This is a genomic window from Paraburkholderia sp. IW21 (assembly GCF_041321145.1).
In the GTDB taxonomy this organism is placed as follows: Bacteria; Pseudomonadota; Gammaproteobacteria; order Burkholderiales; family Burkholderiaceae; genus Paraburkholderia.
The window spans coordinates 189,820-215,110 of sequence record NZ_JBGGWA010000010.1 but is presented as its reverse complement, the minus strand read 5'-3'; the positions used below and the strand labels follow the sequence as shown (position 1 = coordinate 215,110).

General features: G+C 63.1%; 23 protein-coding genes and 1 pseudogene. 4 read left to right on the top strand and 20 right to left on the bottom strand.

Translation table 11 applies throughout. The features are described 5' to 3' along the window. Positions 1–315: 315 nt before the first annotated feature. The 17 genes and pseudogenes from flhA to flhD form a co-directional block, all read right to left on the bottom strand. On the bottom strand, positions 316–2,418 hold the full coding sequence (gene flhA, locus ACAX43_RS23410; RefSeq protein WP_370710785.1) for a flagellar biosynthesis protein FlhA: 2,103 nt from the start codon (positions 2,416–2,418) through the stop codon (positions 316–318). After that, a complete protein-coding gene (flhB, locus tag ACAX43_RS23405) occupies positions 2,415–3,626 on the bottom strand; it encodes a flagellar biosynthesis protein FlhB (protein ID WP_370710784.1) in 1,212 nt (403 codons plus the stop codon). Before flhB ends, flhA begins: the two co-directional genes overlap by 4 nt. A 321-nt stretch (positions 3,627–3,947) precedes the next feature. Then, on the bottom strand, positions 3,948–5,228 hold the full coding sequence (locus ACAX43_RS23400; protein ID WP_370710783.1) for a DUF3443 domain-containing protein: 1,281 nt from the start codon (positions 5,226–5,228) through the stop codon (positions 3,948–3,950). Positions 5,229–5,243: 15 nt separating this feature from the next. Beyond that, the gene (locus ACAX43_RS23395; RefSeq protein ID WP_370710782.1) at positions 5,244–5,789 is read right to left on the bottom strand and encodes a DUF2844 domain-containing protein; all 546 of its coding nucleotides are present in this window, start codon (positions 5,787–5,789) and stop codon (positions 5,244–5,246) included. A gap of 270 nt (positions 5,790–6,059) precedes the next feature. Beyond that, positions 6,060–6,770, bottom strand: a complete 711-nt coding sequence (gene cheZ / locus ACAX43_RS23390) for a protein phosphatase CheZ (protein ID WP_370710781.1) — start codon at positions 6,768–6,770, stop codon at positions 6,060–6,062. Position 6,771: 1 nt separating this feature from the next. Continuing rightward, a complete protein-coding gene (gene cheY, locus ACAX43_RS23385) occupies positions 6,772–7,167 on the bottom strand; it encodes a chemotaxis response regulator CheY (RefSeq protein ID WP_370710780.1) in 396 nt (131 codons plus the stop codon). Positions 7,168–7,231: 64 nt separating this feature from the next. Next, positions 7,232–8,320, bottom strand: a complete 1,089-nt coding sequence (locus tag ACAX43_RS23380; RefSeq protein WP_370710779.1) for a chemotaxis response regulator protein-glutamate methylesterase — start codon at positions 8,318–8,320, stop codon at positions 7,232–7,234. Between the two features lie 5 nt (positions 8,321–8,325). Beyond that, positions 8,326–9,093 (bottom strand): chemoreceptor glutamine deamidase CheD, encoded by a 768-nt coding sequence (gene cheD / locus ACAX43_RS23375; protein ID WP_370710778.1) that lies wholly within the window; start codon positions 9,091–9,093, stop codon positions 8,326–8,328. Next, positions 9,090–10,115, bottom strand: coding sequence for a CheR family methyltransferase (locus ACAX43_RS23370; RefSeq protein WP_370710777.1), 1,026 nt, complete (start codon positions 10,113–10,115; stop codon positions 9,090–9,092). The genes cheD and ACAX43_RS23370 overlap by 4 nt, the downstream gene beginning before the upstream one ends. 204 nt (positions 10,116–10,319) lie before the next feature. Beyond that, entirely contained in the window at positions 10,320–12,206 is a 1,887-nt protein-coding gene (locus ACAX43_RS23365) for a methyl-accepting chemotaxis protein (RefSeq protein WP_370710776.1), read from the bottom strand. 41 nt (positions 12,207–12,247) lie between these two features. After that, complete coding sequence (gene cheW / locus ACAX43_RS23360; RefSeq protein ID WP_370710775.1) at positions 12,248–12,784, bottom strand: chemotaxis protein CheW; 537 nt, start codon at positions 12,782–12,784, stop codon at positions 12,248–12,250. A 69-nt stretch (positions 12,785–12,853) separates the two neighbouring features. Continuing rightward, a complete protein-coding gene (cheA, locus tag ACAX43_RS23355) occupies positions 12,854–15,148 on the bottom strand; it encodes a chemotaxis protein CheA (RefSeq protein ID WP_370710774.1) in 2,295 nt (764 codons plus the stop codon). 98 nt (positions 15,149–15,246) lie between these two features. Further along, positions 15,247–15,624, bottom strand: coding sequence for a response regulator (locus tag ACAX43_RS23350; protein ID WP_370710773.1), 378 nt, complete (start codon positions 15,622–15,624; stop codon positions 15,247–15,249). An 85-nt stretch (positions 15,625–15,709) separates the two neighbouring features. Beyond that, positions 15,710–16,717, bottom strand: a complete 1,008-nt coding sequence (motB, locus tag ACAX43_RS23345) for a flagellar motor protein MotB (protein WP_370710772.1) — start codon at positions 16,715–16,717, stop codon at positions 15,710–15,712. Positions 16,718–16,738: 21 nt separating this feature from the next. Then, positions 16,739–17,599 (bottom strand): flagellar motor stator protein MotA, encoded by an 861-nt coding sequence (gene motA, locus ACAX43_RS23340; protein ID WP_370710771.1) that lies wholly within the window; start codon positions 17,597–17,599, stop codon positions 16,739–16,741. Between the two features lie 259 nt (positions 17,600–17,858). Beyond that, positions 17,859–17,969 (bottom strand): annotated as a pseudogene (locus ACAX43_RS23335) (FlhC family transcriptional regulator); the annotation flags it as partial. A gap of 76 nt (positions 17,970–18,045) precedes the next feature. Further along, on the bottom strand, positions 18,046–18,366 hold the full coding sequence (gene flhD, locus ACAX43_RS23330; protein ID WP_370710770.1) for a flagellar transcriptional regulator FlhD: 321 nt from the start codon (positions 18,364–18,366) through the stop codon (positions 18,046–18,048). 702 nt (positions 18,367–19,068) lie between these two features. Here flhD and ACAX43_RS23325 point away from each other — a divergent pair. Beyond that, entirely contained in the window at positions 19,069–20,133 is a 1,065-nt protein-coding gene (locus tag ACAX43_RS23325) for a glycosyltransferase family 4 protein (RefSeq protein ID WP_370710769.1), read from the top strand. A 298-nt stretch (positions 20,134–20,431) separates the two neighbouring features. Here ACAX43_RS23325 and ACAX43_RS23320 read toward each other — a convergent pair whose 3' ends face one another. Continuing rightward, complete coding sequence (locus ACAX43_RS23320) at positions 20,432–20,734, bottom strand: H-NS histone family protein (protein WP_370710768.1); 303 nt, start codon at positions 20,732–20,734, stop codon at positions 20,432–20,434. 288 nt (positions 20,735–21,022) lie between these two features. On the opposite strand from ACAX43_RS23320, the gene aqpZ reads away from it, so the two are divergent. From aqpZ to ACAX43_RS23305, 3 genes are all read left to right on the top strand, one after another. Beyond that, positions 21,023–21,763 (top strand): aquaporin Z, encoded by a 741-nt coding sequence (gene aqpZ / locus ACAX43_RS23315; protein ID WP_370710767.1) that lies wholly within the window; start codon positions 21,023–21,025, stop codon positions 21,761–21,763. Positions 21,764–21,907: 144 nt separating this feature from the next. Then, positions 21,908–22,603 carry a histidine phosphatase family protein gene (locus ACAX43_RS23310; RefSeq protein WP_370710766.1) on the top strand — a complete coding sequence of 232 codons (696 nt, stop codon included), beginning with the start codon at positions 21,908–21,910 and terminating at the stop codon, positions 22,601–22,603. A gap of 285 nt (positions 22,604–22,888) precedes the next feature. Then, positions 22,889–23,200, top strand: coding sequence for a PXPV repeat protein (locus ACAX43_RS23305; protein WP_370710765.1), 312 nt, complete (start codon positions 22,889–22,891; stop codon positions 23,198–23,200). Between the two features lie 173 nt (positions 23,201–23,373). Here ACAX43_RS23305 and ACAX43_RS23300 read toward each other — a convergent pair whose 3' ends face one another. Beyond that, a complete protein-coding gene (locus ACAX43_RS23300) occupies positions 23,374–24,195 on the bottom strand; it encodes a Cof-type HAD-IIB family hydrolase (RefSeq protein ID WP_370710764.1) in 822 nt (273 codons plus the stop codon). A gap of 86 nt (positions 24,196–24,281) precedes the next feature. Then, positions 24,282–25,163: a BadF/BadG/BcrA/BcrD ATPase family protein gene (locus ACAX43_RS23295; protein ID WP_370710763.1), complete on the bottom strand. Its 882-nt coding sequence runs from the start codon at positions 25,161–25,163 to the stop codon at positions 24,282–24,284. Positions 25,164–25,291 lie beyond the last annotated feature (128 nt).

Here is a 25,291-nt window from a genome sequence, read left to right as displayed (position 1 = left end):
TATACGGACTAACGCACTAACGGACCGGCACCATACCGCTTCCCATTGAGACCATTATTGCGAAACCCGTCGAGTGACGATCGGTGGATAAGCACGGGTAAAGACGGGCAATTCGGGCGATGGAAACATGCCGCAACTCACGCCCACGGCGGTTTTAAACGGACTCCAGGCGCTCCCCCGACGGGCTTTCGCGGGACGGGCATGTACCGCAGAGTTCGCGTGCAGCATGAAAAGTCAGGCGCCGAAATGAAAACCGGCGCTGGAGTAGCGCCGGGATATGCATCGACCTGGATCGGCTGCGGTGAGCGATCTGGTTTAACCGTGCGCGCCGATCAGGTTCACCACCTTGATATTGCGCGTATCCGGCACTTCCGCATAAGACAACACCTTCAACTGCGGCAGGCTGCGGCGCAGGAAACGCGCGAGCATCGGCCGCAGCGCGTGCTGCACCAGCAGCACGGGAGACAGCCCGAGATTCTGCTGACGTGTCATCGCCTTTTGCGTCTCAGTGAGCAGCGTGTGCGCGAGGCCAGGTTCGAGGCCCGGATTAGCGCCCGTAGAAAGTGCCTGCGACAACACCCGTTCCAGATTCGAATCGAGGCCCATCACCTGCATGTCGCCCACGCCCGGGAACCACTGCTGCGTGATTGCGCGGCCCAGCGAAAGGCGCACGGCGGCGGTGAGATCGTGCGCGTCGGTGATCTTCGGCGTGTGTTCGGACAGCGCTTCGAGGATCGTGCGCAGGTCGCGGATCGGCACGCCCTCTTCCAGCAGGTTTTGCAGCACCTTTTGCAACGTGGTGAGCGGCAGCGACTTCGGCACCAGATCGTCGACCAGCGACGGCGTGTCCTTCTGCATCCGCTCCAGCAGCGCCTGCACTTCGCGGCGGCCGAGCAGTTCGGACGCATGCGTGACCACCAGATGATTCAGGTGCGTGGCCACCACGGTGCTTGAATCGACCACCGTATAGCCATACACCTGCGCCTGTTCGCGCAGATTCGTATCGATCCAGATCGCCGGCAGGCCGAACGCCGGGTCTTGCGTCGGCGTGCCCGGCAGCGCGGCGGACACCTGGCCTGGATTGATCGCCAGCCACTGCCCCGGATACGCTTCGCCGACGCCCACTTCGACGCCCTTGAGCGCGATCCGGTAGCCGTTCGGCCGTAATTCGAGGTTGTCGCGGATATGGATCACCGGTGGCAGGAAGCCGATTTCCTGCGCGAACTTCTTGCGAATGCTCTTGATCCGCTTAAGCAGTTCGCCGTCCGAGTTCTGGTCGACGAGCGGAATCAGCCGGTAGCCGACTTCGAGGCCGAGCGTGTCGATCATCGTCACGTCGTCCCAGCTGGCTTCGGTGTTTTCCGCCGGGGCCGTTGCGGCCGGTGCGACATCGACCAGCGTCGCGCTGCTCTCGCGTTCCTCGCTGCGCTTTTTCATCGTGCGGCCGAGTTGAATCAGGCCGCCGCCGAGAAGCAGAAACGCGAAGTGCGGCATGCCCGGAATCATGCCCATCAGCACGAGAATGCAGCCGGTGATCGCCAGCACGCGCGGGTTCGTGAAGAGCTGGCCGGTCAACTGCGTGCCGATGTCTTCGTTGGTGGCGACGCGCGAGACGATCACACCGGCGGCCGTCGAAATCACCAGCGACGGAATCTGCGCGACGAGGCCGTCACCGATCGTCAGCAGGGTGTAGTTCTTGCCTGCGGACGCGAAGTCCATGTTGTGTTGAACCATCCCGACGATCAGGCCGCCGATGATGTTGATCACCATGATCAGCAAACCGGCGATCGCATCGCCGCGCACGAACTTGCTCGCGCCGTCCATCGAGCCGTAGAACTCGGCTTCCTGCGAGACTTCCAGACGCCGCTTGCGGGCCTGTTCTTCGTTGATGAGGCCGGCGTTCAGATCGGCGTCGATCGCCATCTGCTTGCCCGGCATCGCATCGAGCGTGAAGCGCGCGGACACTTCCGCGATGCGCCCCGCGCCCTTGGTGATCACCATGAAGTTGATGACCATCAAGATGATAAAGACGACGATACCGACCGCGAAATTGCCGCCCACGAGGAAGTGGCCAAACGACTCGATCACCTGGCCGGCCGCGTCCGGGCCGGTGTGGCCTTCGAGCAGCACGACGCGCGTGGACGCCACGTTCAGCGACAGGCGCAGCAAGGTCGAGAACAGCAGCACGCTTGGGAAAGCGGCGAAGTCGAGCGGCTTCATCGTGTACATGCTGACGAGCAGCACCATCACGGAAAGCGCGATGTTGAAGGTGAACAGCAGATCCAGCAAAAACGGCGGCAACGGCAAAATCATCATGCCGAGGATCATGCAGATCAGCACCGGCCCGGCGAGGGCGCGCAAATTGGTGCTGCTCAAGGCATCCGGCCGTCGGGACAGGAATCCGGCGCGAGCGTTCATGCGGAGGCTCCTGAAGCGTTGTCGTTAGCGGGGTTGAGCGTGTCGGCGGCTTCCTGCTCGGCTTCGTCGTCCGATACGCCGCCCTTGTCGAGTTCCGCGGGCACGTCGAACTCGGTCGGTGCAACCGGCGCGACGCCGCCTTCGGTGTTAAAGCGCCGCAACTGATACACCCACGCGAGCACTTCGGCGACCGCGCCATAGAGCGGGCCCGGAATTTCACGGTTCAGTTCGACGTTGTGATACAGCGCCCGTGCGAGCGGCGGCGCTTCCAGCAGCGGCACGTTGTTTTCCGCAGCGATTTCGCGAATCCGCGCGGCCACCAGGTTCACCCCCTTGGCGACGACCTTCGGCGCGCGCATCTCACCGTCGGTGTATTGCAGCGCGACCGCGAAGTGCGTCGGGTTGGTCACCACCACATCGGCCTTCGGCACGTGGGTCATCATGCGGCGGCGGGCAATGGCGCGTTGCTGCTGGCGAATCCGGCCTTTGACGTGCGGATCGCCTTCGCTTTCGCGGTGTTCGCGCTTCACTTCTTCCTTCGTCATGCGCAGTTTCTTGTGGAACTGCCAGAGTTGGTACGGCACATCGAGCGCCGCCACGGCGAACATGCCCGCCACCGTCATGCCGCAGCACACCGCGATCAGATGCACGGCGTTAGCAAGCGCAAGCTGCACCGGCTGGGTCGCCAGCGCGAGAATCTCCTCTCGGCGATTCCAGATCGCCGAGCCGCCGATGCCGCCCACCACGAGCGTCTTCGCGATCGACATGCCGAGCTGGATCGGCCCGTTGATCGAGAACATCTTGCCGAGCCCTTCGATCGGATTGAGCCGGCTGAACTTGGGTTCAAGGCCTTTCGCGGACAACTGCCAGCCGCCCAGCGCCATCGGCGCGAGCAAGGCGGCAGCGCCGGTGAAGGCGAGAATGGGCAGCAGCGCGTACAGGCCCTCGCGGCTCGCGGCGCCCGCGCCGATCAGCATGCGGTGGGTTTCGAACGCCCCGGCGTGATCGAACGTGAAGGCCGAGCGCAGCATGCGCTGCAAATGCTCGCCGATACTGCCGGACATGCCCCACACGCCGAAGAATCCCGCTGCCAGCAGCGCAAACGTCGACAGCTCCCGCGATCGCACGATCTGCCCTTCCTCGCGCGCCTTTTCCAAGCGCCGGGGGGTGGCTGATTCGGTTTTTTCGAGGTCGCTGTCCTCTGCCACAAACGCTCTCCAAGCGGGCGAGGCACGGCGCCTCTTTCCAGTGAAAGCGATTATTCCCGCTCGATAGCAGCGACGATCGGCGGATAAGGGCGGAGAAAGGGGGGTATTTCGAGGGATGGAACAGCGAGCCGGCGGCCCGGTGGGGCTCGCCGGCAGGGCTGGCGGCTCCCCCGCCCGAGGCGATGTGGCGCGGACTACGGGCGGCTGACTGAGAGCCAGTTGGCCACGCGTGGTTTGCCAGGGATGCCGGCTACGGCCAACCGGACACCCGCGAGGCTTCGTGCGGGTGTCCGACCGATTCTTACGCTTTCGCCATGCGGTTCAAAAGGCGACGTAAGGCGCTTGGCCGCCGTTCGCCGTCTGATCAAGACCGTAGTAAATGTGACGGCCATAGAAGAACGGCAAACCGAGATCGAAGCTGCTATTGCCGCCGATCTGCCCGGCCAGATCGTTGAACGCATAGTTGCTGCTGTTGCCGAACAGCGTGGCCGCGCTCAAGATGCCGATGCTGGCGGTCGTACTCGCCTTGTTCAGGCCGACCAGATTGATCGACCGGGTTTGCGCCGACGACGGGCAATAGAAGTTCGCGTAATTACTGCCGCACTGCGTCAGCGAGCTGTCGCCGAAGAAGTAGGCGTTCGAACCCGAATCCAGGAACGCCTGCACCGTCGTGCCGTTGTAGACGCTGTTGTTCAGATCGCCGTAGGTATCGGTGGTGAAGGTCTGCACAGTCGTCGGGAGCGCATTGTTCGACTGCGTGCCGATGCCGAACACCAGCGTGCCGGTGGCCGATGGCGCGCCGGTATCCGGCAACGGCGGCATCTGCACGATCACGCCGTTTTTGTCGACCGGGAAACTGGCGACCGGATTGGCGACCTGCTGGTTGAGCGGCACCGCAGTAGGGCCGCAGGAGGTGCCGCCAGAGCACGCGAAATAGTTGTTGTGGACGGTGGTCACGCAGGTTGCGCCGCAATCGTTGGGCGCCGTGCCGATGCCGAGAATCCCATTGGCCCCGAGATCGTTGGCGGTGTTTTCCGCCACGCCACTGCCACAGCCTTTCGGCACCGAAGTCGCCGCCAAATCGCCGATGATCTGCACCGGGATGCCGGCCGTCGTCGTTTCCCCGCCGATCGCCACCGTCGCGGTGCGCACCGTGCCCCACGTGTAGCCGTCGGCGAAGGTCGCGCACTCGGCGAGTTGCGTGCCACTTGTCACGTTAGGCAACGCGCCAAGCAACGCGGGGTTCAGCACCGAGCCGACCACGCGCAGCCCGAACGAACCGGTATCGACCTGGATGTTGTCAATGATCTGACAATTGGTAGTCGAGCCCGGCGCGCATACCTTCACGCTCACCGTCGGAATATTGATCACGCCCTTCACGCCCCGGCCGACCGTGATCGGCACGGTGTTCGCCGCGGTCGCCGCGATGGGCTGCTGGGTCGGACTGGCCGGCAGCGAGCCGCTGTTTGGCGCCGCCGACGAATTGTTACTGGAACTGTCGCCGCCACCGCCGCCGCATGCCGCCACCAGCGACACCAACGCCACGACCACAACGCCCTTCACCCAGCCCTTGAGCTTCACACCACTCTGCATGGTTCGCATCGTTCGTCCTCGCCCTTACTGGATGTCTGAACCGCTGACGCCGGCGGGCAGCGCCGGCGGCAACCAGGCCTGACCGTTGAACGCCCCCATGTGGCCGCCGGAATGGACCACGAGGCCGCTCTGATCGACCGCGACGGGGCCATGACCGCCTCCGCGCGCCGCGCGCGCCGCCGTCACGCCGGCGGTGTACTGCGGGAAATAGCTGCCGAGCAGATCGTTCAGATCCGGCATTTGCGGACCACGCCACGCGATGCCGAATACCGAACCGTCGGCGGCCAGGTATTCGCGCACCACCGTGCCGTTGCCGAGCGTGGTTTCACGCACGGTGTAGGACGCGGAAGCCGAAGTGGAGGATGCGGCGCTGGACGCAGACCGCATCACGCCCTGAGCAGCCGTTGCCGGGTGGGCGCCGGGCTGCATGGTGCGAGAAGAAACCGATGCATCCGTGGGTGGAGTCATTGGGGCGCCGCCCAGTCCCGCATACGCGGACTGCACGGCAAACAACGAACAGGGCAAGGCAAGCGCCATGACAAACCTGGCGCGGCATACACGACTCAACATAACGAGGCTCCTCCCGAGCTGCTGCTGCTCGGTTCGCAACGCGTGCGAACCGGCGGCATGTATGCAGATCATACGGCATGGCTGCGGTTGCACTCTGGAGGCATGCCTCACGGTGCCACCGACCGGTGAGCGTTTCTCACCGGAACGCCGTGCCGCTGCTTGAGCTCGTAGTATGCCTGTGGTTTATGTCGGCACGCAGCAAGCGCACGCGAGAGCGTGGCTTGCTGCACAGACCGATTCCGCCTGGCGCCGTTGCGGCTGCCAGATACGTCAGAAACCGAGACTCGCCAGCAGATCGTCGACTTGCGACTGGTCCTGCATCACGTCCGCTTTGCCTTCCGGATTGATCTGCGGGCCATTCAACAGATGTTCGGGGCTGCCGGTCGACGCAGGTTCGGCCGCCAGCGCTGCCGCGTTCGCCGCGAACTGCTCGCGCCGCTCGAGCGCGATGTTCTCGACCAGCACGCCGAGCAACTGCTGCTCGATCAGGTATACGACATCCGTGATCTTCTTGATGACCTGCCCGGTCAGATCCTGGAAGTCCTGCGCCAGCATGATCTCCATCAGCTGCGCGTTGGTCGCGCTGGTCGCCTCGGGCACGCCGCGCAAAAAGGTCCGCGTGTCGTTCATCAACGCGCGCACTTCCTCGCGCTCGATCGGCGCCTCGTACCACTTTTCCCAGCGCGCATCGAGCTCGCCCGCATCCTGCTGCAACTGCGTCTGGATCGGCTTGGCGATGTCGATCGAGGACAGCACGCGCTCGGCGGCCTGCTCGGTCATGGTCGCGATGTACTTCAGACGGTCGCGAGCATCGGGTACGGCTTCCGCCGCGCGCTCGACATGCTTGTCGATCCCCAGCTCACGCATCGAGTCGCGCAGCGTGCGCGTCAGGTGTCCAATGCGGGCGAGGATACGGTCGGACGCGAAGTCGCCGCTCTCGATGACCGTTTCGGCACTGTGCGCGTTAATCGGCAAATTCACATCAGCTCCCGGCTTTGGCCATCTTCTCGAGAATCTTGTTGAGCTTCTCGTCGAGCGTCGCAGCCGTGAACGGCTTGACGACATAACCGCTCGCACCGGCCTGAGCCGCCGCGATGATGTTTTCCTTCTTCGACTCGGCCGTCACCATCAGCACCGGCAGATGCGTGAGGGTGGCGTCGGCGCGGATTGCCTTGAGCATGGCCAGACCGTCGAGATTCGGCATGTTCCAGTCGGAAATCACGAACTCGTAGGTGCCGCTGCGCAAACGCGCGAGGCCGGCTTGACCGTCTTCCGCCTCGTCGACGTTCGAGTAGCCGAGTTCCTTGAGCAGGTTGCGAACGATCCGGCGCATCGTCGGAAAGTCGTCAACAACCAGAATCTTCATTCCCTTATCCATTTCATTCCCTTTGCTTGATCCATGATGCGGCGCATGAGCGCCAGTTCAATCCACACGGCGCGCATCATACCCGCTGCACGCGATCGCCCATCGATGACAGACGCGCCATCACGCGCCGGCTCATTTCCGGCAGCGACGCTATCTCGTCCGCGGCGCCGAGCGCAATCGCTTCGCGCGGCATGCCGAACACGATGCAGCTCGCTTCGTCCTGCGCGAGGGTATACGCCCCCGCTTTTTTCATCTCCAACAGTCCGGCGGCGCCGTCGCGCCCCATGCCGGTCAGAATCACGCCGACCGCATTTTTACCCGCATGCTGCGCGGCCGAACGGAACAGCACGTCCACCGAGGGACGATGCCGGTTCACCGGCGGCTCGTCCGACAGATGGGCGATATAGTTCGCGCCGCTGCGGGCCAGCAACAGGTGAGCGTGCCCGGGCGCGATATACGCATGTCCCGGCAGCACGCGTTCGCCATGCTCTGCCTCTTTAACGGTAATCCGGCACAAACCATTAAGGCGTTGCGCAAAAGATTTTGTGAACCCCGGCGGCATGTGCTGCGCGATCAGCACTGCGGGCGCATCCGGCGGCAGCGGCACCAGCACTTCGCGGATCGCTTCGGTGCCGCCCGTCGAGGCGCCGACGATGATCAGCTTCTCGGTACTGAGCAGCGGGTTGTTGAAGAGCGGCGCGGCAGCGGCCGGCGCGTGCGCGGCCTGTGCCGCCGTGTGCTGTGCCGACGCGGCCTGACGCACCCGCGCGCGGGCAGCGGCGCGAATCTTGTCGGCGAGCTTTTCCGAGTAGTCGAGCATGCCGTCGCGAATGCCGACCTTCGGCTTGGTGACGAAGTCGACCGCGCCCAGTTCGAGCGCGCGCAGCGTGATTTCGTTGCCGCGCTCGGTCAGCGACGACACCATCACGACCGGCATTGGCCGCAGACGCATCAGCTTCTCAAGGAAGTCGAGGCCGTCCATGCGTGGCATTTCGACGTCGAGCGTCAACACGTCGGGGTTGTGCTGCTTGATGAGATCGCGTGCGACCAGCGGGTCGGGTGCGGTCGCCACGACAGTCATATCGGGCTGGCCATTGATGATTTCCGTCATCAGGCTGCGAATCAGCGCCGAATCGTCGACGCACAGTACTTTGATCTTTTGCACAGCGCTCACGCCTCCTCTGTGGTTCTGGCGTTGTTTGAATCATTGGGGCGCGGACTCGCGCCGAACAGTTCGATGCGCGGCTTCGCCGCGCCTGCCGCGCCGCCTGCATTCGAGCCGAACAGTTCGACCTTCGGCCTGGCGGCAGCCGGCGTCGAGAACAACTCGACCCGTTTGCGCGCCGCCGCGAGCCGCTCGGCTCGCGCCTCGGCACTTTGCCGCACGAGCGCCTGTTCGCGTTCGGCCACGCCCGCTTCCTGCTGCAAGCGCAATTTCTTCACCATCACCTGCCCGGTGCGCGGCATGAAGGCGACCTTACGCGGATGGTTGCCCTGCAAATCCTCAGCGACGATGCGGATCTTTTCGAGCGCCAGATATCGGCGCACGAATTCCGAATTGCGGTCGCCGATGTTCATCGTCGTCATGCCCGCCAGCACGGCGCCGCCGCCGAATACCTTGGCTTCGAAGCGCTCGCGCCTGCCACCGGCCTTGATGAGTTCGTTGATCAGCACTTCCATCGCGTACGCGCCGTAGCGCATCGAATCCGATGCGGCTTGAGCGACATCCGCGCCGTCGTCCGGGAGCATGAAGTGATTCATGCCGCCGATGCCCGCCGTGCGATCCTGGATGCAGGCCGCAACGCACGAGCCGAGCACGGTGACGAGCACCATGTCTTCGTGGGTCGTATAAAACTCGTTCGGCAACAGCTTCACGCCGGGGCGTTTGAAGTGGTTGTCGAAATACAGATTGGTGGCGATGGGCAGGGCGCTGCTCATGCTGGCACCCCGCTATTCGTGGCACTGCCGGCATGGCTCGCGGCGCGCGCCGGCGCGCGGGCGGGACCCGCGTCGCGCGTCAGTTCGTAGACGGTCTGGCCGCGCAGCTTGAACGCCTGCGTCACATACGTGAAGTTTTCCGAATGGCCGGCAAACAGCAGGCCACCCGATTTCATCACCGGCTCGAAGCGCGCGAGCACCTGCGCTTGCGTCGGCTTGTCGAAATAGATCATCACATTGCGGCAGAAGATTGCGTCGAACTGCGAGCGCAACTGGTAATCGCGGTCGGTCAGGTTCAGTTGTTCGAAGCGCACAATCGCCCGCACTTCCGGGCGCACCTTCACCATCCCGGCATGCGCGCCGGTCCCTTTCAGGAAGAAGCGCTTGAGCCGCTCGGGCGACAGGTGCTTGACCTGATCGAACTGGTACATGCCGGCTTCGGCTTTCGCCAGCACTTGTGTGTCGATGTCGGTGGCGAGCACGCTCGCCTGGCGCGCGCCGCTGTCGCCGAGCGCTTCGATCAGCGTCATCGCGATCGAATAGGGTTCCTCACCGGTCGAGGCCGCCGAGCACCATACCGAAACCGGCTGCGCGCGGCGCGGCACGAATTCGGCGAGGATGGGAAAGTGATGCGCTTCGCGGAAAAACGCGGTCAGATTGGTGGTCAACGCGTTGGTGAACGCTTCCCACTCGGCCGGATCGTTTTCCGCTTCGAGCAGATCGAGATACTGTTTGAAAGTGTCGAGGCTGCGCGCGCGCAACCGGCGTGCGAGACGGCTGTATGCCATGTCGCGCTTGTGATCCGACAGCGAAATGCCCGCGTTGCGATGAATCAGTTCCCGAATGCGAGCGAAATCCGCCGAGGTGAATTCGAAATCCCGTCCCTGGTCGCCGGATCTAGCCGGCTCCGCCCGTTCGGGACGTGCCCGTTCGGGACGTGCCCGTTCGGGACGTGCCGGTTCGGGACGTGCCGGTTCGGGACGTGCCGGTTCCGGCCGTTGCTGTGCGCGCGTTGCCATCATGAGAGTTCCTGCCTGCAATACGAGCCATTCCGCTTGCCGCCGAAGGGGTGTCCTTTGGCGGAAGGGTTTGTGTTCGCGGGGTCGCGCCTGCCCGCGAGTTCGGCCAACACGCAGTCGGCCCGCGACACGCTTTGTAAGCGTGTTTCGATGATTCGCCCGTCATGGAGCGAGATGCCGAATGACCGCATGTCTGTGTGCCACTTCCTAGAACGTTTCCCAGTCCGAGTCCGGGGCTGCCGCCGCCGCGCTTGCGGCGGCGGGGCGTGCGGCGGATTCGGATGCGGCGCGGGCCGTCTTCGGTTTGAGCGCCGGTTCGACGCGTGCGGCGTCTGCATCTTGGCTGGCCGAAGCCGGTGTGGCATGTGTTTCATGTGTTGCCGTGCTTGCTGCCGGACGCGCCGCGGTGTGAGCGGGCGCTTGCGGGGCTACCTTTGCGGGCTGCGCGCGCTGGCTGCCGTTCAGGCTGCCTTGTTTGCCGCCGTTCAGGCGTGCCGCAGCTTGCGGATGAGCCGCGGCCGCGTTGCTGCGCGTCTGGCCGCCGGCCACTTTCCAACCGTTCACCACCGCTTGCAACTGACGCGTCTGCTCTTCGAGCGACGCCGCGGCTGCCGCGGCCTGTTCAACCAGCGCGGCGTTCTGCTGCGTGACTTCGTCCATCTGCACGACCGCGCGATTCACCTGTTCGATACCGCCCGACTGCTCTTCGGAAGCCGCGCTGATCTCGCCCATGATGTCGGTCACGCGGCGCACGGCCTGCACGATCTCGTCCATCGTCGTGCCCGCGCGGCCGACCAGCGCCGAGCCGCTTTGCACCTTGTCGACCGAGTCGCCGATCAGTTCCTTGATTTCCTTCGCGGCGCTGGCGCTGCGCTGCGCGAGGCTGCGCACTTCGCCTGCGACCACCGCGAAGCCTCGGCCCTGTTCGCCTGCCCGGGCAGCTTCGACCGCCGCGTTCAGCGCGAGAATATTGGTCTGGAACGCAATGCCCTCGATCACGCCGATGATGTCGACGACCTTGTTCGAACTGGTCGCGATGCCCTGCATCGTCGTGACGACCTGGCTCACCACGTCGCCGCCGCGCGTCGCGATATCCGACGCATTGACGGCCAACTGGCTCGCCTGACGCGCGTTCTCGGCGTTCTGCCGCACGGTGCCGGTCAGTTGCTCCATGCTCGACGCGGTTTCCTGCAGCGAAGCGGCCTGTTGCTCGGTCCGTTGCGAGAGATCGGTGTTGCCCATCGCGATTTCACGCGCGCCGGTGTCGATCGATTCGGTGCTGCTGTGAACCGCCTTCACCATTGTCGCCAGGCTTTCCTGCATCCGTTTGATGCCGGCGAAGAGTCGGCCGATTTCGTTGCGGCTGAACACTTCGATCGGTTCGGACAGGTCGCCCGAAGCGATCCGTTCGAAGCAGGCGGTCGCGTCGTTGAGCGGGCGCACGATCAGGCCGCGCAGCGCGAAGCGAAAGCCCACCACCATCAGCAAGGCCAGCGCGGTGACGGCAATGATCAGCGTCGTCATCAGCGAGATGTCCGATTGCGCGCTTGCTTGCTGTGCCGCCGCCTGTTGCTCCAGCGCCTTGATGACGACAGCCGCGGCGTTCTCGTAGGCAACGAACCACGGGCTGATCCTGGTATCGGCGATCGCGTGATACGCCGCGAGGTCGTTCGCGCGCAACGCGGCGAGCTCCGGCTCCAGGCCGTCGCGCATCAGGGTCGCGCGACGCGCCGCCAGTTCGTCCAGTTGCGGCTGCTCGACGCCGTTCTTGGGCGCGTCGAGGTAGGCCTGCCAGCTTTGGTTGCCCTTGCCGTATAACTCTTGCGCACGATCGAGGACCTTCTTCGCCAGCTCGGTGTCGCCCGCCGCGCTCAACGCATTGAAGCGGTCCAGCGACACCCGCGAGCGCAAGAGATACGACGAGGCATCGTCGAGCGCATGAATCGCCACCAGATCGCCGCGTGCAATGCGCTCGAGCGACTGGCTCGCGCTCTTCAGCGCGGTTAACCCGAGCGCGCCGACCACTACGGTCAGCGCCACCAGCATGATCCCCACCATCGTGAGCGACGTGCGAATCGACCACCTGCTCAGCATTTCGATGCTCCCTTTCTCAAACGTTCTTTCGTACTAGCGGCTTACGCGCTGAGTTTTTCGATCAATGCCATTTCGCGGCTGGTCATCAGCTTTTCGATGTCCATCAGGATCAGCATGCGGCCGTCGACGGTGCCAAGACCCGTGAGGTACTCGGTGGTCAGCGTCGCGCCGAATTCCGGCGCCGGCATGATCTGATCGGCGGCGAGCGTCAGCACGTCGGACACGCCGTCCACCACCATCCCGACCACGCGATGCGCGACGTTCAGAATGATCACGACGGTCTGATGGTCGTACTCGACGCGGCCCAGATGGAACTTGATGCGCATGTCGACGATCGGCACGATGATGCCGCGCAGATTGATCACGCCTTTGATGAACTCAGGCGCATTGGCGATCCGCGTGACGTTGTCGTAGCCGCGGATTTCCTGCACCTTGAGAATGTCGATGCCGTACTCTTCGGCGCCGAGCGTGAAGACGAGAAATTCCTGACCGCCGGCGTCGGCCAGCTGCGCGCCGCGACGGGCATTCGTACCGCTCGCGTTCGCGACGTTCGAATTGATGGATTGGACTTCTGCCACGTTAGCCCCCAAACGGTTGGGATGAAATGAATTGAGTGAGTGTTGCAAAAACTGCGTGCGTCAGGACTGTCATGCGAGGCTCATCGCGCCGTGTGCGTGGCGCGTTTCGCGATTCAGCGCCGCCACGTCCACGATCAGCGCGACACTTCCGTCGCCGAGAATGGTCGCGGCTGAAATGCCGTGCACCTTGCGGTAATTCGTTTCGAGGTTCTTCACGACCACCTGCTGTTGCCCCACCAGTTCGTCGATCAGCATCGCGAAGCGACGCCCCTCGGTTTGCATGATGGTGACGATACCCTGCGTCGGCTCCTGCTTCGCGCCGTCGACGTTGAACACTTCGTGCAATGCGACGAGCGGCAGATATTCACCACGCACGCGCACCACGCGTTCGCCGTTGGTCACCGTATAGATATCCTCGGCACGCGGTTGCAACGACTCCATCACGAAGTTCAGCGGCAAAATGAAAATCTCGTGGCCGACCTTGACCGACATGCCGTCGAGAATCGCCAGGGTGAGCGGCAGGACAATTCGCGTGGTGCTGCCCTTGCCCGCATGCGAGGTGATTTCCACGTGACCACCCATCGACTGGATGTTCCGTTTCACCACGTCCATGCCGACGCCACGGCCGGAGACGTCCGTGACCTGTTCCGCCGTCGAGAAACCCGGCAGGAAGATCAGGTTCCAGACTTCTTCGTCGGACATCGACTCGCTGACCTGCATGCCCTGCTTGGCCGCCTTCGCGAGAATCTTGTCGCGGCGCAAACCGGCGCCGTCGTCGCTCACTTCGATGACGATGTTGCCGCCGTGATGCGCGGCCGACAGCACCAGCTGACCGGTCGAATCCTTGCCCGCCGCGCGCCGCGTTTCCATGGTTTCGATACCGTGGTCGAGGCTGTTGCGCACGAGGTGAGTCAGCGGATCGATGATGCGTTCGATGAGGCTCTTGTCGAGTTCGGTCGCCTGACCGAAGGTGACGAGCTCCACTTCCTTGCCGAGTTTCGCCGCCAGATCGCGCACCAGACGCGGGAAGCGGCTGAACACGTAATCCATCGGCATCATGCGGATCGACATCACCGCTTCCTGCAGATCGCGCGCATTGCGCTCGAGCTGCGCCATGCCGTTGAAGAGGCGGTCGTGCAAGGCCGGATCGAACGTGCTGGTGGTCTCCGCCAGCATGGCCTGCGTGATCACCAGTTCGCCGACCAGGTTGATCAACTGATCGACCTTCTCGACGCCGACGCGAATCGAGCTACCTTCCGCGCCGCCTGCTGCGGCGGCCGAACGCGCCGCCTTGCGGTCCTGTTCGACGGGTGCCGTCGCGCTTGCCTCCGACGCGCTCGCTGCCGCGCCTGCAGCCGCGGCGGGCGCCGGGTTAGCCGCTTGCGACGCCGGCGCATCGAACAGTTCTTGTGTGGCGGCGGCTTGAGCGGGTGCAGCGGTGTTGGCCGCCGGTGCCGACGATGCTGCCTGCTCCGCCTGTATTGCCTGTGCCGTCCGTGCTGCTTGCGCCGGGGTCGAGTCGGCGGCGTCGGGCGTTCCAGGTTCGCCTTGCTGCGTCTCGTCCGCCGGTGCGGTGCCGCGGCCGATCGAGATCTGACTTTCGTCGATCACGAAACAGCACACGGCGATGATGTCGTCGGTGGTCACATCGGTCTGGAGCCACAGCGTCAGATCGCCGCCGCTCTTGACCTGCCCGACGATACTGCCCAGGTTGCCGAGCTCTTCGGCCAGCAGTGCCTGGTCCTTCTCACCTACGCCCCGTAGCGTAATTTTCAGATGGGGGCCGGCTTCCTCACCGGCGCCCGCGGCTTGCCCGGTCTGTGCCGGTTCGCCGCCATTCCATTCCTCGCCCGCCACCTGCACCGCCTGTTCGACGACGTGCGCGGGCGGGGGTCCCTCGTCTACTGCCTGTTCTGCTGTTTGACTCGCCATGGCCGGCTCGGCGGCCGCTGCCGCCTGCGTTTCGCCGGAGCTGCTTTCATGATGGAGCTGTTCGAGCTTCGCGCAGATCGCGCGGGCGACGGCCGCATCCGGCTCGGCGCTCGCACGGTAGTCGGCGAGCTGGCCCGACAACACGTCCTTCGTTTCAAGGAAGGTGTCGATCATGTCCTTGCGCAGCACGAGTTCGTTATTGCGCGCGCGGTCGAGCAGCGATTCGAGAATGTGGGTCGTTTCCGTCAGCGCGGTAAAGCCGAACGTCGCCGCGCCGCCCTTGATCGAATGCGCCGCGCGGAAAATCGCCGCGAGGTCTTCGGGGTCCGGGTGTGCGATATCCAGATTGAGCAGCAACTGCTCCATCTGCGCGAGCAGTTCGTCCGCTTCGTCGAAGAACGTCTGATAGAACTGAGTGATGTCGAGTGTCATGCCTGGGTCACCGCGAAAGTTCCTGTCTAGGCTTGGGCTGCCGTGCCGCCGCGTCGAGCGCTTCTATAACTTGTGTAAAGGTGGTGCTGATCGGGCGCTCATGCCTGATCCGGTTCGGCTAACGCCGCCACCAGTTCGGTCAGCATGTCGGGGTCGAGCGGCTTTTCGATCCAGCCCGTCGCCCCCGCGGCCCGCGCCGCCGCCTTGAAAGGCTCGCCCGATTCCGTCGTGAGGACGAGGATGGGCGTCGCCTGATAGGCCGGGTTGCCGCGCAGCGCTGAAATCAGATCGAGGCCGGTTTTGCCCGGCATATGCTGATCCGTCAGCACGAGGTCGAACGACATGGCGAGCGCGTTCTCGAGCCCTTCCTCGCCGTCCGCCGCGAGCGTCACTTCATAGCCGGCCGTCGTCAGGGTCGCGGCGAGAATCTGCCGCATCGATGCCGAATCGTCGATTGCCAGGATATGCCTGATCATGAAAACCTCGCTGCACTTACGCTATGGATCGCCGGGCCGTCCGCGCCACCTGGGCGCATGGACCGGCCAGCCGATCCGCTGTCTGTTACTGGGCCGCCGGCGCTACCGCCGGCACCTTCGGTGCAACCGTCACCGGTTGCGCAAGTCGTGGCAGCAGCGGCTTGGAGCCGGCTGCGTCGTCCGACAAGGTGGTCGTGGTGGAGTCGTCATGGTTCAGCGCCTCCTCCGACTTCCTGTTCAGCACGATGATGCTGATGCGGCGGTTTTCCGGATCCATCGGGTCCGCCTTGTTCAGGTTCTGCGTCGACGCGAGACCGAGTACGCGCATCACCTTCGCCTCGTCCATGCCGCCGGCTACCAGTTCGCGGCGCGATGCATTGGCGCGGTCCGCGGACAGTTCCCAGTTGCTGTAGCCCTTGTCGCCGCCCGCGTACTGCACGGCGTCGGTGTGACCCTGGACGATGATGCGGTTCGGCACATCGTTCAGCGTGTGACCGATTTCGCGCAGGATGTCGCGCATGTACGGTTCAACGACGTCTCGCGCGGTCGCGAACATCGGCCGCTTCTGCGAGTCGACGATTTCGATGCGCAAGCCGGTCAACGTCGAATCGATGCGGATCTGCTGCTTGAACTGGCGCAGCACCGGATTCGCTTCGATCGCGGCCATCAGCTTGACCTGCAGATCGTGCAAACGGACCTGTTCGCGGCGTTCCAGCTCGCCCTGCGACTGCGCCTCCGAATCTTCGTCGTGATGCGCGGCGGTGTGCTCGGCGCGGCTGTTCGTACCGTCGGTTGAGTGCATCACGCCCGGTGTGTCCGTTGAAATATCGCGGCCGCCGCCCTTCAGAATGCTCGAATCCACGGCGCTGCGATCGCCGCCCCACAGCGTGAGCTTCAACGGCTGGTTGAAATAGTCCGCAACGCCCTTCAACTGCACCGTGGAGGCCGAACTCAGCAGCCACATCAGCAGGAAGAACGCCATCATCGCGGTCATGAAGTCCGCATACGCGAGCTTCCATGCGCCGCCGTGGTGGCCGGCCTTTCTCGGCGCGGCACGCTTGACGACAATGGCGCGGTCTTTATCCTTGCTCATCGATCCGGTTCCCGGCGCCCGTTACTTGGCTTTGACGCGGCGCACGTGCTCTTCCAGCTCGGCGAACGACGGGCGTTCGGTCGAGAAGAGCACTTTGCGGCCGAATTCGACGGCGATGGCCGGTGCGTAACCGTTCAAGCTGGCGAGAATCGTCACCTTGATGCACTGGAACATCTTGGTCGATTCGGTCACACGCTGTTCGGCGACGCTCGCGAGCGGCCCGACCAACCCGTACGAAAGCAGAATCCCGAGGAAAGTGCCGACCAGCGCCTGGGCGATCATCTCGCCGAGCACCGCGGGCGGCTTGTCGGCCGAAGCCATGGTGTGCACCACGCCCATCACCGCGGCCACGATCCCGAACGCCGGCATCGCGTCGCCGACCTTGTTCAAGGCGTGCGCGGGCCCTTCGCCTTCCTGGTGATGCGTCTCGATTTCCTCGTCCATCAGGCTTTCGATCTCGAACGCATTCATGTTGCCGCCCACCATCAGACGCAGGTAGTCGGTCAGGAACTCGATGATGTGCCTGTCGGCGAGGATCTTCGGATACTGGGTGAAGATCGGACTCTTCGCCGGATCGTCGATGTCGGCTTCCAGCGTCAACGTGCCTTCCTTTCGCGCCTTGGCCAGCAGGACATAGAGGAGCGCCATCAGCTCCATGTAGACGTCCTTGTTGTACTTTGTGCCCTTGAACAGGGTCGGGATAACGCGCAGCGTCGCCTTGATCGTCTTCATCCCGTTGCCGAGAATGAACGCGCCGACGCCCGCGCCGACGATCATCAGCACTTCAACGGGCTGCAGCAGCGCGCCGAGATGGCCGCCTTCGAGCGCATAACCGCCGAAAACGGACAAGAGCGTCACGAGTGTTCCCACGAAAATCAGCACTGCCGAGCCCTCACAAAGAAGCGACGGTGACCGTCGTTAATCTGGTTTACGGCAACGGAGCAGAAAACTTTGACGGAAAAGCGGCTTGTCGCTCCGGTGTAAACCAGAGGCGTGTCCAACCGGTTCGGCGCGGCCCGGCACCGGCCGGTTGAGCTGGAAGGGCCGCCGAATGGCGGTTGCAGGCGTGTGGACCGGATGGCGAGGCGTGGGCTGATGCCGCCCCGGCGGCTCAAAGCTCGAGCGCAGCGAGGCTTTCGCGGCCCCGGGCGGCCATGAAACGGTAGAGGGTGTAGAACAGCGATGAGTGAAAGTTTGGCTGCCAGGTCATGAACCGTCACCAGTCGGTCGAAAACGGCAACATGTCCGTGGGCGAGCACAACACTTTTATAGGCCGACCCTTTGCGTTTCCGTCGTCCTGATCGCCTTATTTGAGTTACAAGCCGCCCTCAGCCGAGTTGCTCGACTGGCTGGCTGGCCATCAGAATCGCGGAATGCGCCTCGGCTACGGCGCTGAATTTGCCTTTGTCCGCAAGAGCGGACAGCACGGCATGGTCATCGAAACGGAAACGGCACAACACCTGATTGGACGCCGCCAGCTTGACGGTCTGCGCCAGCGACAAACTGGCGAGCACATCCGCCAATTGCGCCGAAATCCCCATGCGAAACATGCCCATCGGCTTGTCTTCCCGCAGCAGACGCTGCGCGAGCAGGAGATAAGACAGGTTGACTTCTCTGATCTCAGTGAGCATTTCGCTTGTCGCGCTCATGATTCCCCCGGGGTGTATCTGGCTGGTCAGGCCGTTACGGAAACGTTTGCTCGAACGCGCGCACTTAAACCGCACGAATCGGCTCGCTTCTGGTCTTGCGAACATTGTGTCTAAAGGGGAAGCAGACGAAAATCGGACAGACACCCAATTTGTCTGACGGATTAAGCCGTCATTTTTGTAGGAATTTTTCCTACACAGATGGGGTCAGAAAGAAGGCTGATGGATGCGAAGCGGCGCGCAGCCTCGGACTTGTAACGCGCTGGCTATTCTTCGGTAGCGATGCGAACCAAGGGTGAGCCCTGAATGGCTCCCGAACCGCACCGTATAGCGGTGAGAAAGAATTATAAGACGTTTTCACTTCTACGTAACGCGCCCCTTGTAGGGGCCGCTTTCCAGCCGCCGGGACCGTCTCTTGCTACATCTTGGCGCGTTGACATGCCAAGCCGGTTTGCTTCTCAGCGATCGGGACAGCCCTCATCCCGACCTGTAACGCAGCATGTTTCGCGCTGTAACAACATTAAGCGTTTGAAAGATAACTCGAATTAGCGCGGCGGATCCCGATAATGAGGCTAAGGGATTACCCGATGCAGGTTCGGATCACCCCCCGGGCGGCGGCTAACCGCGCCCAACCGTCCGTCAGGCATTCGCTCCTCGCTCTACTCGAGCGCCGTTGTGCGAAGCCGTTTAGAACAGGAGAAACGCATGCGAATCGCACAAATTGCGCCGCTATATGAAGCCGTCCCGCCGAAACTTTACGGTGGCACCGAACGTGTCGTGTCGTATCTGACCGAAGCGCTGGTTGACCTCGGTCACGACGTCACGCTGTTTGCGAGCGGCGACTCGGTCACCTCGGCGAACCTCGACGCCTGCTGGCCGCGTGCGCTGCGCCTCGATCCGACGATCCGCGACGCGTTGGCTCCCCATGTCCTGATGATGGAAAAGGTGCGCAAGGTCGCGCACGAGTTCGACGTGCTGCACTTCCACCTCGACTACATGCCGTTTCCCCTTTTCACCACCATGGACACGCCGTTCGTGACGACGCTGCACGGCCGTCTCGATCTGCCGGAACTGCAACCGGTGTTCGACGCCTTTTCGCACGTGCCGGTGGTGTCGATTTCGGATTCGCAACGCGCGCCGCTGCCGCAGGCGAACTGGCTAAGCACGATTTATCACGGCCTGCCGGAACAGCTGCTGACGCCGCAGGCGCACAAGAAGCCGGAATACCTGGCGTTCCTCGGCCGTATCTGTCCCGAGAAGCGCGTCGATACAGCTATCAAGATCGCTGCACAAAGCGGTTTGCCGCTGAAGATCGCCGCCAAGGTGGACAAAGCCGACCAGGAATACTTCAAGAAGGAAATCGAACCGCTGCTGTCGATGGCGCACGTGGAGTTCGTCGGTGAGATCAACGAGGCGCAGAAGCCCGAGTTTCTGTCGGGTGCCAAGGCACTGCTGTTCCCGATCGACTGGTCGGAGCCGTTTGGCCTCGTGATGATCGAATCGATGGCTTGCGGCACACCCGTCATCGCGTTCAACCGCGGCTCGGTGCCGGAGGTGATCGATCATGGGGTGACCGGCTATATCGTCGAGGACGTTCAAGGTGCGGTGGCCGCGCTGCAGCGTCTGGACGAGTTGTCCCGTGCTGAGATTCGCGCGCAGTTCGAACGCCGTTTCAGCTCGAAAACAATGGCGCGGAATTACGTTGACGGGTATTCGGCACTGATCGAAGCGACGCGCCGTCCGGTGTTGCGCCAGGTCGCGGTAGGTTGAGCGGCGGCTTATGCGGCTGATGTCTTTATACACTCAGCCGCTTAAGTGCTGCCTTTGCCGCTGCGCCGCTTTTCCGATTCGCACGCGAATCGGGAGAAAATTTACCTTGTGAATCGTTTGCGCGAACGGTTAGCCAGAGTTAGCACGCTTTTGCCACGAAAAAGCCGCCCCTTCAGGGCGGCTTTTTTAATACAGACGTGGATGCGCTTCCATCATGAAATGAATTAGCCCGGAAGCCAATAAACAAATGAGTTCGCGGAAAACCTTCAATTGGCTTTCGTCCGAACGCGCAATGCATTCACGCCGCGCCAAGCAGGAAGCGTTCGCGATTCTTGCCGACAATCCACTTTGGCGGTTTGCCGCGCCCGCTCCACGTATTGCCCGATTTCGGATCCTGGTACTTGGCCGGCAGGGGCGCCTTCTTGGGCGGCCGGCCGCGCTTGGCGGCGACCGCAAAGCCGAGGTCTTGTGCGGTTAGACCATATTCAGCGATCTTTTGGCGGATGTCAGCGACCACATTGTCGACTTCGGTGCGCCGGGCTTCTTCTGCTTGTGCCTGCAATTTGGCGATCTGCGCCTTGAGGTCTGCATATTGAGACATTTCGGTTCTCCCTTTTTAGAACTCATTCGCTCGCAGACTAGCTGTAATTATAAAAATCCGCAATGGACACTAATACCAATTCAGGAAGATATCATCTGATAATTATTAAGCGTCGATGAATTGTAAAACCGGCTCATTATCGCGAAATAATCAGTGAATCCGACTACACATTGACAATTCTTGACACCTGAATTGGCTGCTTTTGCCTAGAATTACGCGCTCAAGTCACGCATTGCGTTCAGTCATTCATGCCACTTAGAGCGGCAAACATTTTTAGGATTACCAATCATGCAGTTATCAAAGCGTCTCGCTGCCGAGCTGTTCGGCACTTTCTGGCTCGTGCTCGGGGGCTGCGGCAGCGCAGTCCTCGCCGCTAACTTCGCAGGCCCGGTCCATGGTCTGGGCATCGGCTTCGTGGGCGTCTCGCTCGCGTTCGGCCTGACCGTCCTGACAATGGCCTATGCGATCGGCCACATTTCCGGCTGTCACCTGAATCCGGCGGTGAGCGTCGGCCTGACCGTGGCCGGCCGCTTTCCGGCTCGTGACCTGCTGCCGTACATCGTCGCACAAGTGATCGGCGCGGTGCTCGGTGCACTGGTGCTGTCGCTGATCGCGTCGGGCAAGCCGGGTTTCGACCTCGTCGCCAGCGGCTTCGCCAGCAACGGCTATGGCGAACGCTCGCCGGGCCATTATTCGCTCGCCGCCGCCTTCATTTGCGAAGTGGTGATGACCGGCTTCTTCCTGTTCGTCATCCTCGGCGCGACTGACAAGCGCGCGCCGGCCGGTTTCGCGCCGATCGCCATCGGCCTGTGCCTCACGCTGATTCACCTGATCTCGATTCCGGTCACCAATACGTCGGTCAACCCGGCGCGTTCGACTGGTCCGGCGTTGTTCGTCGGCGGCGCAGCGGTGGATCAGCTGTGGATGTTCTGGGTTGCGCCGATCATCGGCGCGGTGATTGCAGGGGTGCTGTATCCGGCCATCGCCGAAAGCCGCCGCGGTAATTCGCAGGAACTGGCGCTCGACTGATCGGCGAGTGGAGTCATCCAGGCATTCAAAGCGGGCGCTGCGGCGCCCGCTTTGTTTTAGTGCGAACGACACCGCGCCTCAGTTGCCCACGAACGACCCGCTGCTAGAATCGGGCGACTTCCCAAGCTCGCACAGGTACTACCGATGACCCGTTTCCGCGGATTCCTGCATGGCGTCGCACTCTCCCTTTGCGGCCTGTGCAGTGGCGTACTGGCGTTACCCGCCGCGCATGCGGCCGACGGCAATACTGAGACGCTCGTGTTCGTGCGCCACGGCGAGAAGCCCGCCGAGGGCTACGGCCAGCTCAATTGCCAGGGGCTCAACCGCGCGCTGGCATTGCCGGCGGTAATCGCAGCGAAGTTCGGCAAACCGGATGCGATCTACGCACCCGATCCCGGCCAGCAAAAGGACGACAACGGCCACCCTTATTACTATATTCGGCCGCTTGCAACCATCGAGCCGACCGCTATCCAATTCCAGATGCCGGTGCAAACGCCGTACGGCTTCGCGCAGATCGACCAGCTCGGCACGGCGCTCGTCAATCCGGCCAATCGGAACAAGCTGATTGTCGTTGCGTGGGAACACAAGCTGATCGTGAAGCTATTGCGTCAGATGATGAGCGCGCATGGGGGCAATGCCGCTGATGTCCCCAAGTGGCAAAGCGACGACTTCGACAGTATTTATATCGTTCGCCTCGACTGGCAAAACGGCACGGCACGCGCCAGTTTCAGGCATGACAGCCAGGGACTGAATGGACGCGCCGCCGATTGTCCCTGCGCGGCGCTGCCGGGCGCGCCGTCCGCGGCGGCAGCGAGCGCTTCCGCTGGCTCCGCTGAGTAATTGGGTAATACAGATGTAAGCCGCCATTACGGGCGCGGGCGCCTTATTTTGACAACAGGCGGCGAAGACTTTGCACGGGCGGCCTTTGAGGAGCCGCAAAGCGTTATAGGACGGGGCTTCAGCCGAAAGGCGCAAATCGCGCAATGGGGTCGAATGCCGCCCTTACCGCCTTTCAAACCCTGCGACGATACTTTCAGTCCGTAACATCTCGTCGCACTATGCGGCGACCGGAATGCGTAGATTGAACCTGTGCGACAAACATCCGTCGCCTCACAGGAGAACAACATGAAACGCATCGTCACTCACTTGCTGGTTGCTGCAGGACTCGCGGCGGGCGCATGCGGCGTCGCGCAAGCGCATACGGATCTGAATATCGGCCTGTCGCTCGGCACACCGGTTTATGTCCAGCCTGCACCCGTCTACGCAGCGCCGCAGCCGGTGTATTACGGCAATGGCGGCTGGGATCGTCGTAACGACCGCGGCGACTACTACCGTGGCGAGCGCGGGGATAACCGCGGCTGGGATCACAACGACCGCCACAGAGCCCACGATGATCACGGCGATCACGGCGACCGCCGCGGCGGATGGCACGGCTGATCACAGCCCGCTACGCAGGGTCTAGCCGAATGATCAAGGTTGGCGAAAGGAGTGAGCCGTGAAGCGGTCTTGAGCGCAGCATCAATTGTCTGTCAGTCGTCCGCGAACAAAAATGGCGCAACTGACGCAACAACCGGTCCGCATCCGCGAAAGTGGATGCGGGCCGTCCGCTTTCAGGACATCAATTCGTCGTCGAGCGAGAAGAGCTTGCGCAAATGGTGCGCAACGCCCGCTTCGAAGTTGTTGCCGATACGCGGCACGTTCGGCAGACGCGTGATGAGATCGGGATTGGCGTTGTTCATCATGAACGGATGCCCGGCTGTCTCCAGCAGGTCGATGTCGTTCATGTTGTCGCCGAACGCCACGCATTGTGAAGCGTCGAGACGGAGACGCTCGAGCACGATCTGCAAAGCACGCCCCTTCGATACGTTCGAGGTCATCACTTCCAGACAGTCCGGCAACGAATACGTGACGTACAGCGCGTCGCCAAATTCACGCGCCAGGTTTGCCGCCACGTGCGCAAGATCGGCGGGCTCGCCTATGTAGAGAACCTTCGCGATGTCGACGCCGTCATGTTTCGGCAGATCGGTCACCTCATAGGTGAAGCCGGAATCCTGATGGAATTTCAGCAGGTCTGGCGCATCACGGTCGATCAACCACGCCTGGTCGGCGAACAGGTTGACGATCACGCGACCATGCGCGCCGGCGATTTCCGGCTGCACCAGGCGCTGCACGATGGCCGGAGGCAGATCATCGGCGTGGATCACCGTGTTGTCAGGCGCGTGGATGCGTGCGCCATTCGACGTGATCAGATACGGGTTGATGCCCAGCACATTCCGAATGCCTGCGACGTCGCAGTAATGGCGGCCCGTCGCGATCACGAAGTGCAGCCCGTCGCTTTCCAGTCTGCGCACGGTGGCGATGGTGAACGGGTCCACCTGGTGATCGGCGTTGAGCAGCGTGCCGTCGAGATCCGTGGCAATGACTTTGTACATAGTGTGAGCAGCCGGGCAGCGTCAAAGATCGCATTTTACCGTTGCGCGCCGCATCCGCGAGATCGCGCCCGGCTCGCCGCCGATTCTCAGCCGGCGATGCGAACCGCTTCGCGCTGCGCCAACCGCAGGCCGCCGTGCGCCGAGTCGGCCAACGGCTCGCGCAAGCGAGCCTGATAGATCTGCGGCACATACTCGCGCAGGGGCGCACCGAGGCCGCCACACAGCGCGACCGGCAGGGTCGCCGAGGGGTCGAGCGCGGCAATCATCTTGCCCACTTCCTCGCCGGCCTCGCCGAGCAAACGCGCCGCGAATGGATGCGCGCGATGTGCGATAACGATCGGCGCAAGCCTCGCGTAAGCGGTCTGATTGGCCTCGCACAGCCAGATCACGAGGCCGTCGCGGTCACGCGCACCGGCGTGGGCGAGCAACGCTTGCGCCAGATCGTCGTTGGGCACGCGCCCGTCGAGCGCCTGCTGGGCGTGCACGATGGCTCGCAACCCGAGCCACGCGCCGCTCGCTTCGTCGCCGGACGGATAACCATAGCCGCTGGCCATGCGGCATTCGCCGTCGCCGCCGAGCGCGGCCGCGACGCTGCCGGTGCCGAGTGCGACGACCACGCCATGCGCGCCGCCGTGCGCACCGAGCAAAGTGGTGTAGGCGTCGCTTTCCACGGCAAGCCCGGCGACCGCGGGGGCCTGCGCGCGAAACGCGGCCAGCCAGTCGCGATTATTGACCCCTGCCAACCCGCAGCCGAGTACGCAGCGCGACCAGTCCAGCGCCACGCCCGCGCGTGCAAATGCCTCGCCGCAGCCGGCCCCGATAGCCTGCCACGCGCGTTCGATGCCAAGGCCTAAACCCGACGGCCCGCTCGCCGCGTGCGCCAGTTCGCGGCCCTGCGCGTCGCCGAGTACGACACGTGTGCCGCTGCCGCCGCCGTCAATGCCGATCAGAAAGAGGTCTTTATTCATCGAATCGAGTGAGTTCCGGTTGTGAATAACGCATAGCGTGGCAGGTCAGTTTCAATCCGGCAATCGGCTGAATGGCCAGCTTGCGGCGCGCACGGCTTCCGCTATGCTGACGGGCGACATGACAATAC

What these genes read in the sequence shown, in the direction of transcription:
- flhA (WP_370710785.1), bottom strand. Translation starts at nt 2,418, where the DNA reads ATGAACGCTCGCGCCGGATTCCTGTCCCGACGGCCGGATGCCTTGAGC.
- ACAX43_RS23400 (WP_370710783.1), bottom strand. Translation starts at nt 5,228, where the DNA reads ATGCGAACCATGCAGAGTGGTGTGAAGCTCAAGGGCTGGGTGAAGGGC.
- ACAX43_RS23395 (WP_370710782.1), bottom strand. Translation starts at nt 5,789, where the DNA reads ATGTTGAGTCGTGTATGCCGCGCCAGGTTTGTCATGGCGCTTGCCTTG.
- cheY (WP_370710780.1), bottom strand. Translation starts at nt 7,167, where the DNA reads ATGGATAAGGGAATGAAGATTCTGGTTGTTGACGACTTTCCGACGATG.
- cheD (WP_370710778.1), bottom strand. Translation starts at nt 9,093, where the DNA reads ATGAGCAGCGCCCTGCCCATCGCCACCAATCTGTATTTCGACAACCAC.
- ACAX43_RS23370 (WP_370710777.1), bottom strand. Translation starts at nt 10,115, where the DNA reads ATGATGGCAACGCGCGCACAGCAACGGCCGGAACCGGCACGTCCCGAA.
- ACAX43_RS23365 (WP_370710776.1), bottom strand. Translation starts at nt 12,206, where the DNA reads ATGCTGAGCAGGTGGTCGATTCGCACGTCGCTCACGATGGTGGGGATC.
- cheA (WP_370710774.1), bottom strand. Translation starts at nt 15,148, where the DNA reads ATGACACTCGACATCACTCAGTTCTATCAGACGTTCTTCGACGAAGCG.
- ACAX43_RS23350 (WP_370710773.1), bottom strand. Translation starts at nt 15,624, where the DNA reads ATGATCAGGCATATCCTGGCAATCGACGATTCGGCATCGATGCGGCAG.
- motB (WP_370710772.1), bottom strand. Translation starts at nt 16,717, where the DNA reads ATGAGCAAGGATAAAGACCGCGCCATTGTCGTCAAGCGTGCCGCGCCG.
- flhD (WP_370710770.1), bottom strand. Translation starts at nt 18,366, where the DNA reads ATGAGCGCGACAAGCGAAATGCTCACTGAGATCAGAGAAGTCAACCTG.
- ACAX43_RS23325 (WP_370710769.1), top strand. Translation starts at nt 19,069, where the DNA reads ATGCGAATCGCACAAATTGCGCCGCTATATGAAGCCGTCCCGCCGAAA.
- ACAX43_RS23320 (WP_370710768.1), bottom strand. Translation starts at nt 20,734, where the DNA reads ATGTCTCAATATGCAGACCTCAAGGCGCAGATCGCCAAATTGCAGGCA.
- aqpZ (WP_370710767.1), top strand. Translation starts at nt 21,023, where the DNA reads ATGCAGTTATCAAAGCGTCTCGCTGCCGAGCTGTTCGGCACTTTCTGG.
- ACAX43_RS23310 (WP_370710766.1), top strand. Translation starts at nt 21,908, where the DNA reads ATGACCCGTTTCCGCGGATTCCTGCATGGCGTCGCACTCTCCCTTTGC.
- ACAX43_RS23305 (WP_370710765.1), top strand. Translation starts at nt 22,889, where the DNA reads ATGAAACGCATCGTCACTCACTTGCTGGTTGCTGCAGGACTCGCGGCG.
- ACAX43_RS23300 (WP_370710764.1), bottom strand. Translation starts at nt 24,195, where the DNA reads ATGTACAAAGTCATTGCCACGGATCTCGACGGCACGCTGCTCAACGCC.
- ACAX43_RS23295 (WP_370710763.1), bottom strand. Translation starts at nt 25,163, where the DNA reads ATGAATAAAGACCTCTTTCTGATCGGCATTGACGGCGGCGGCAGCGGC.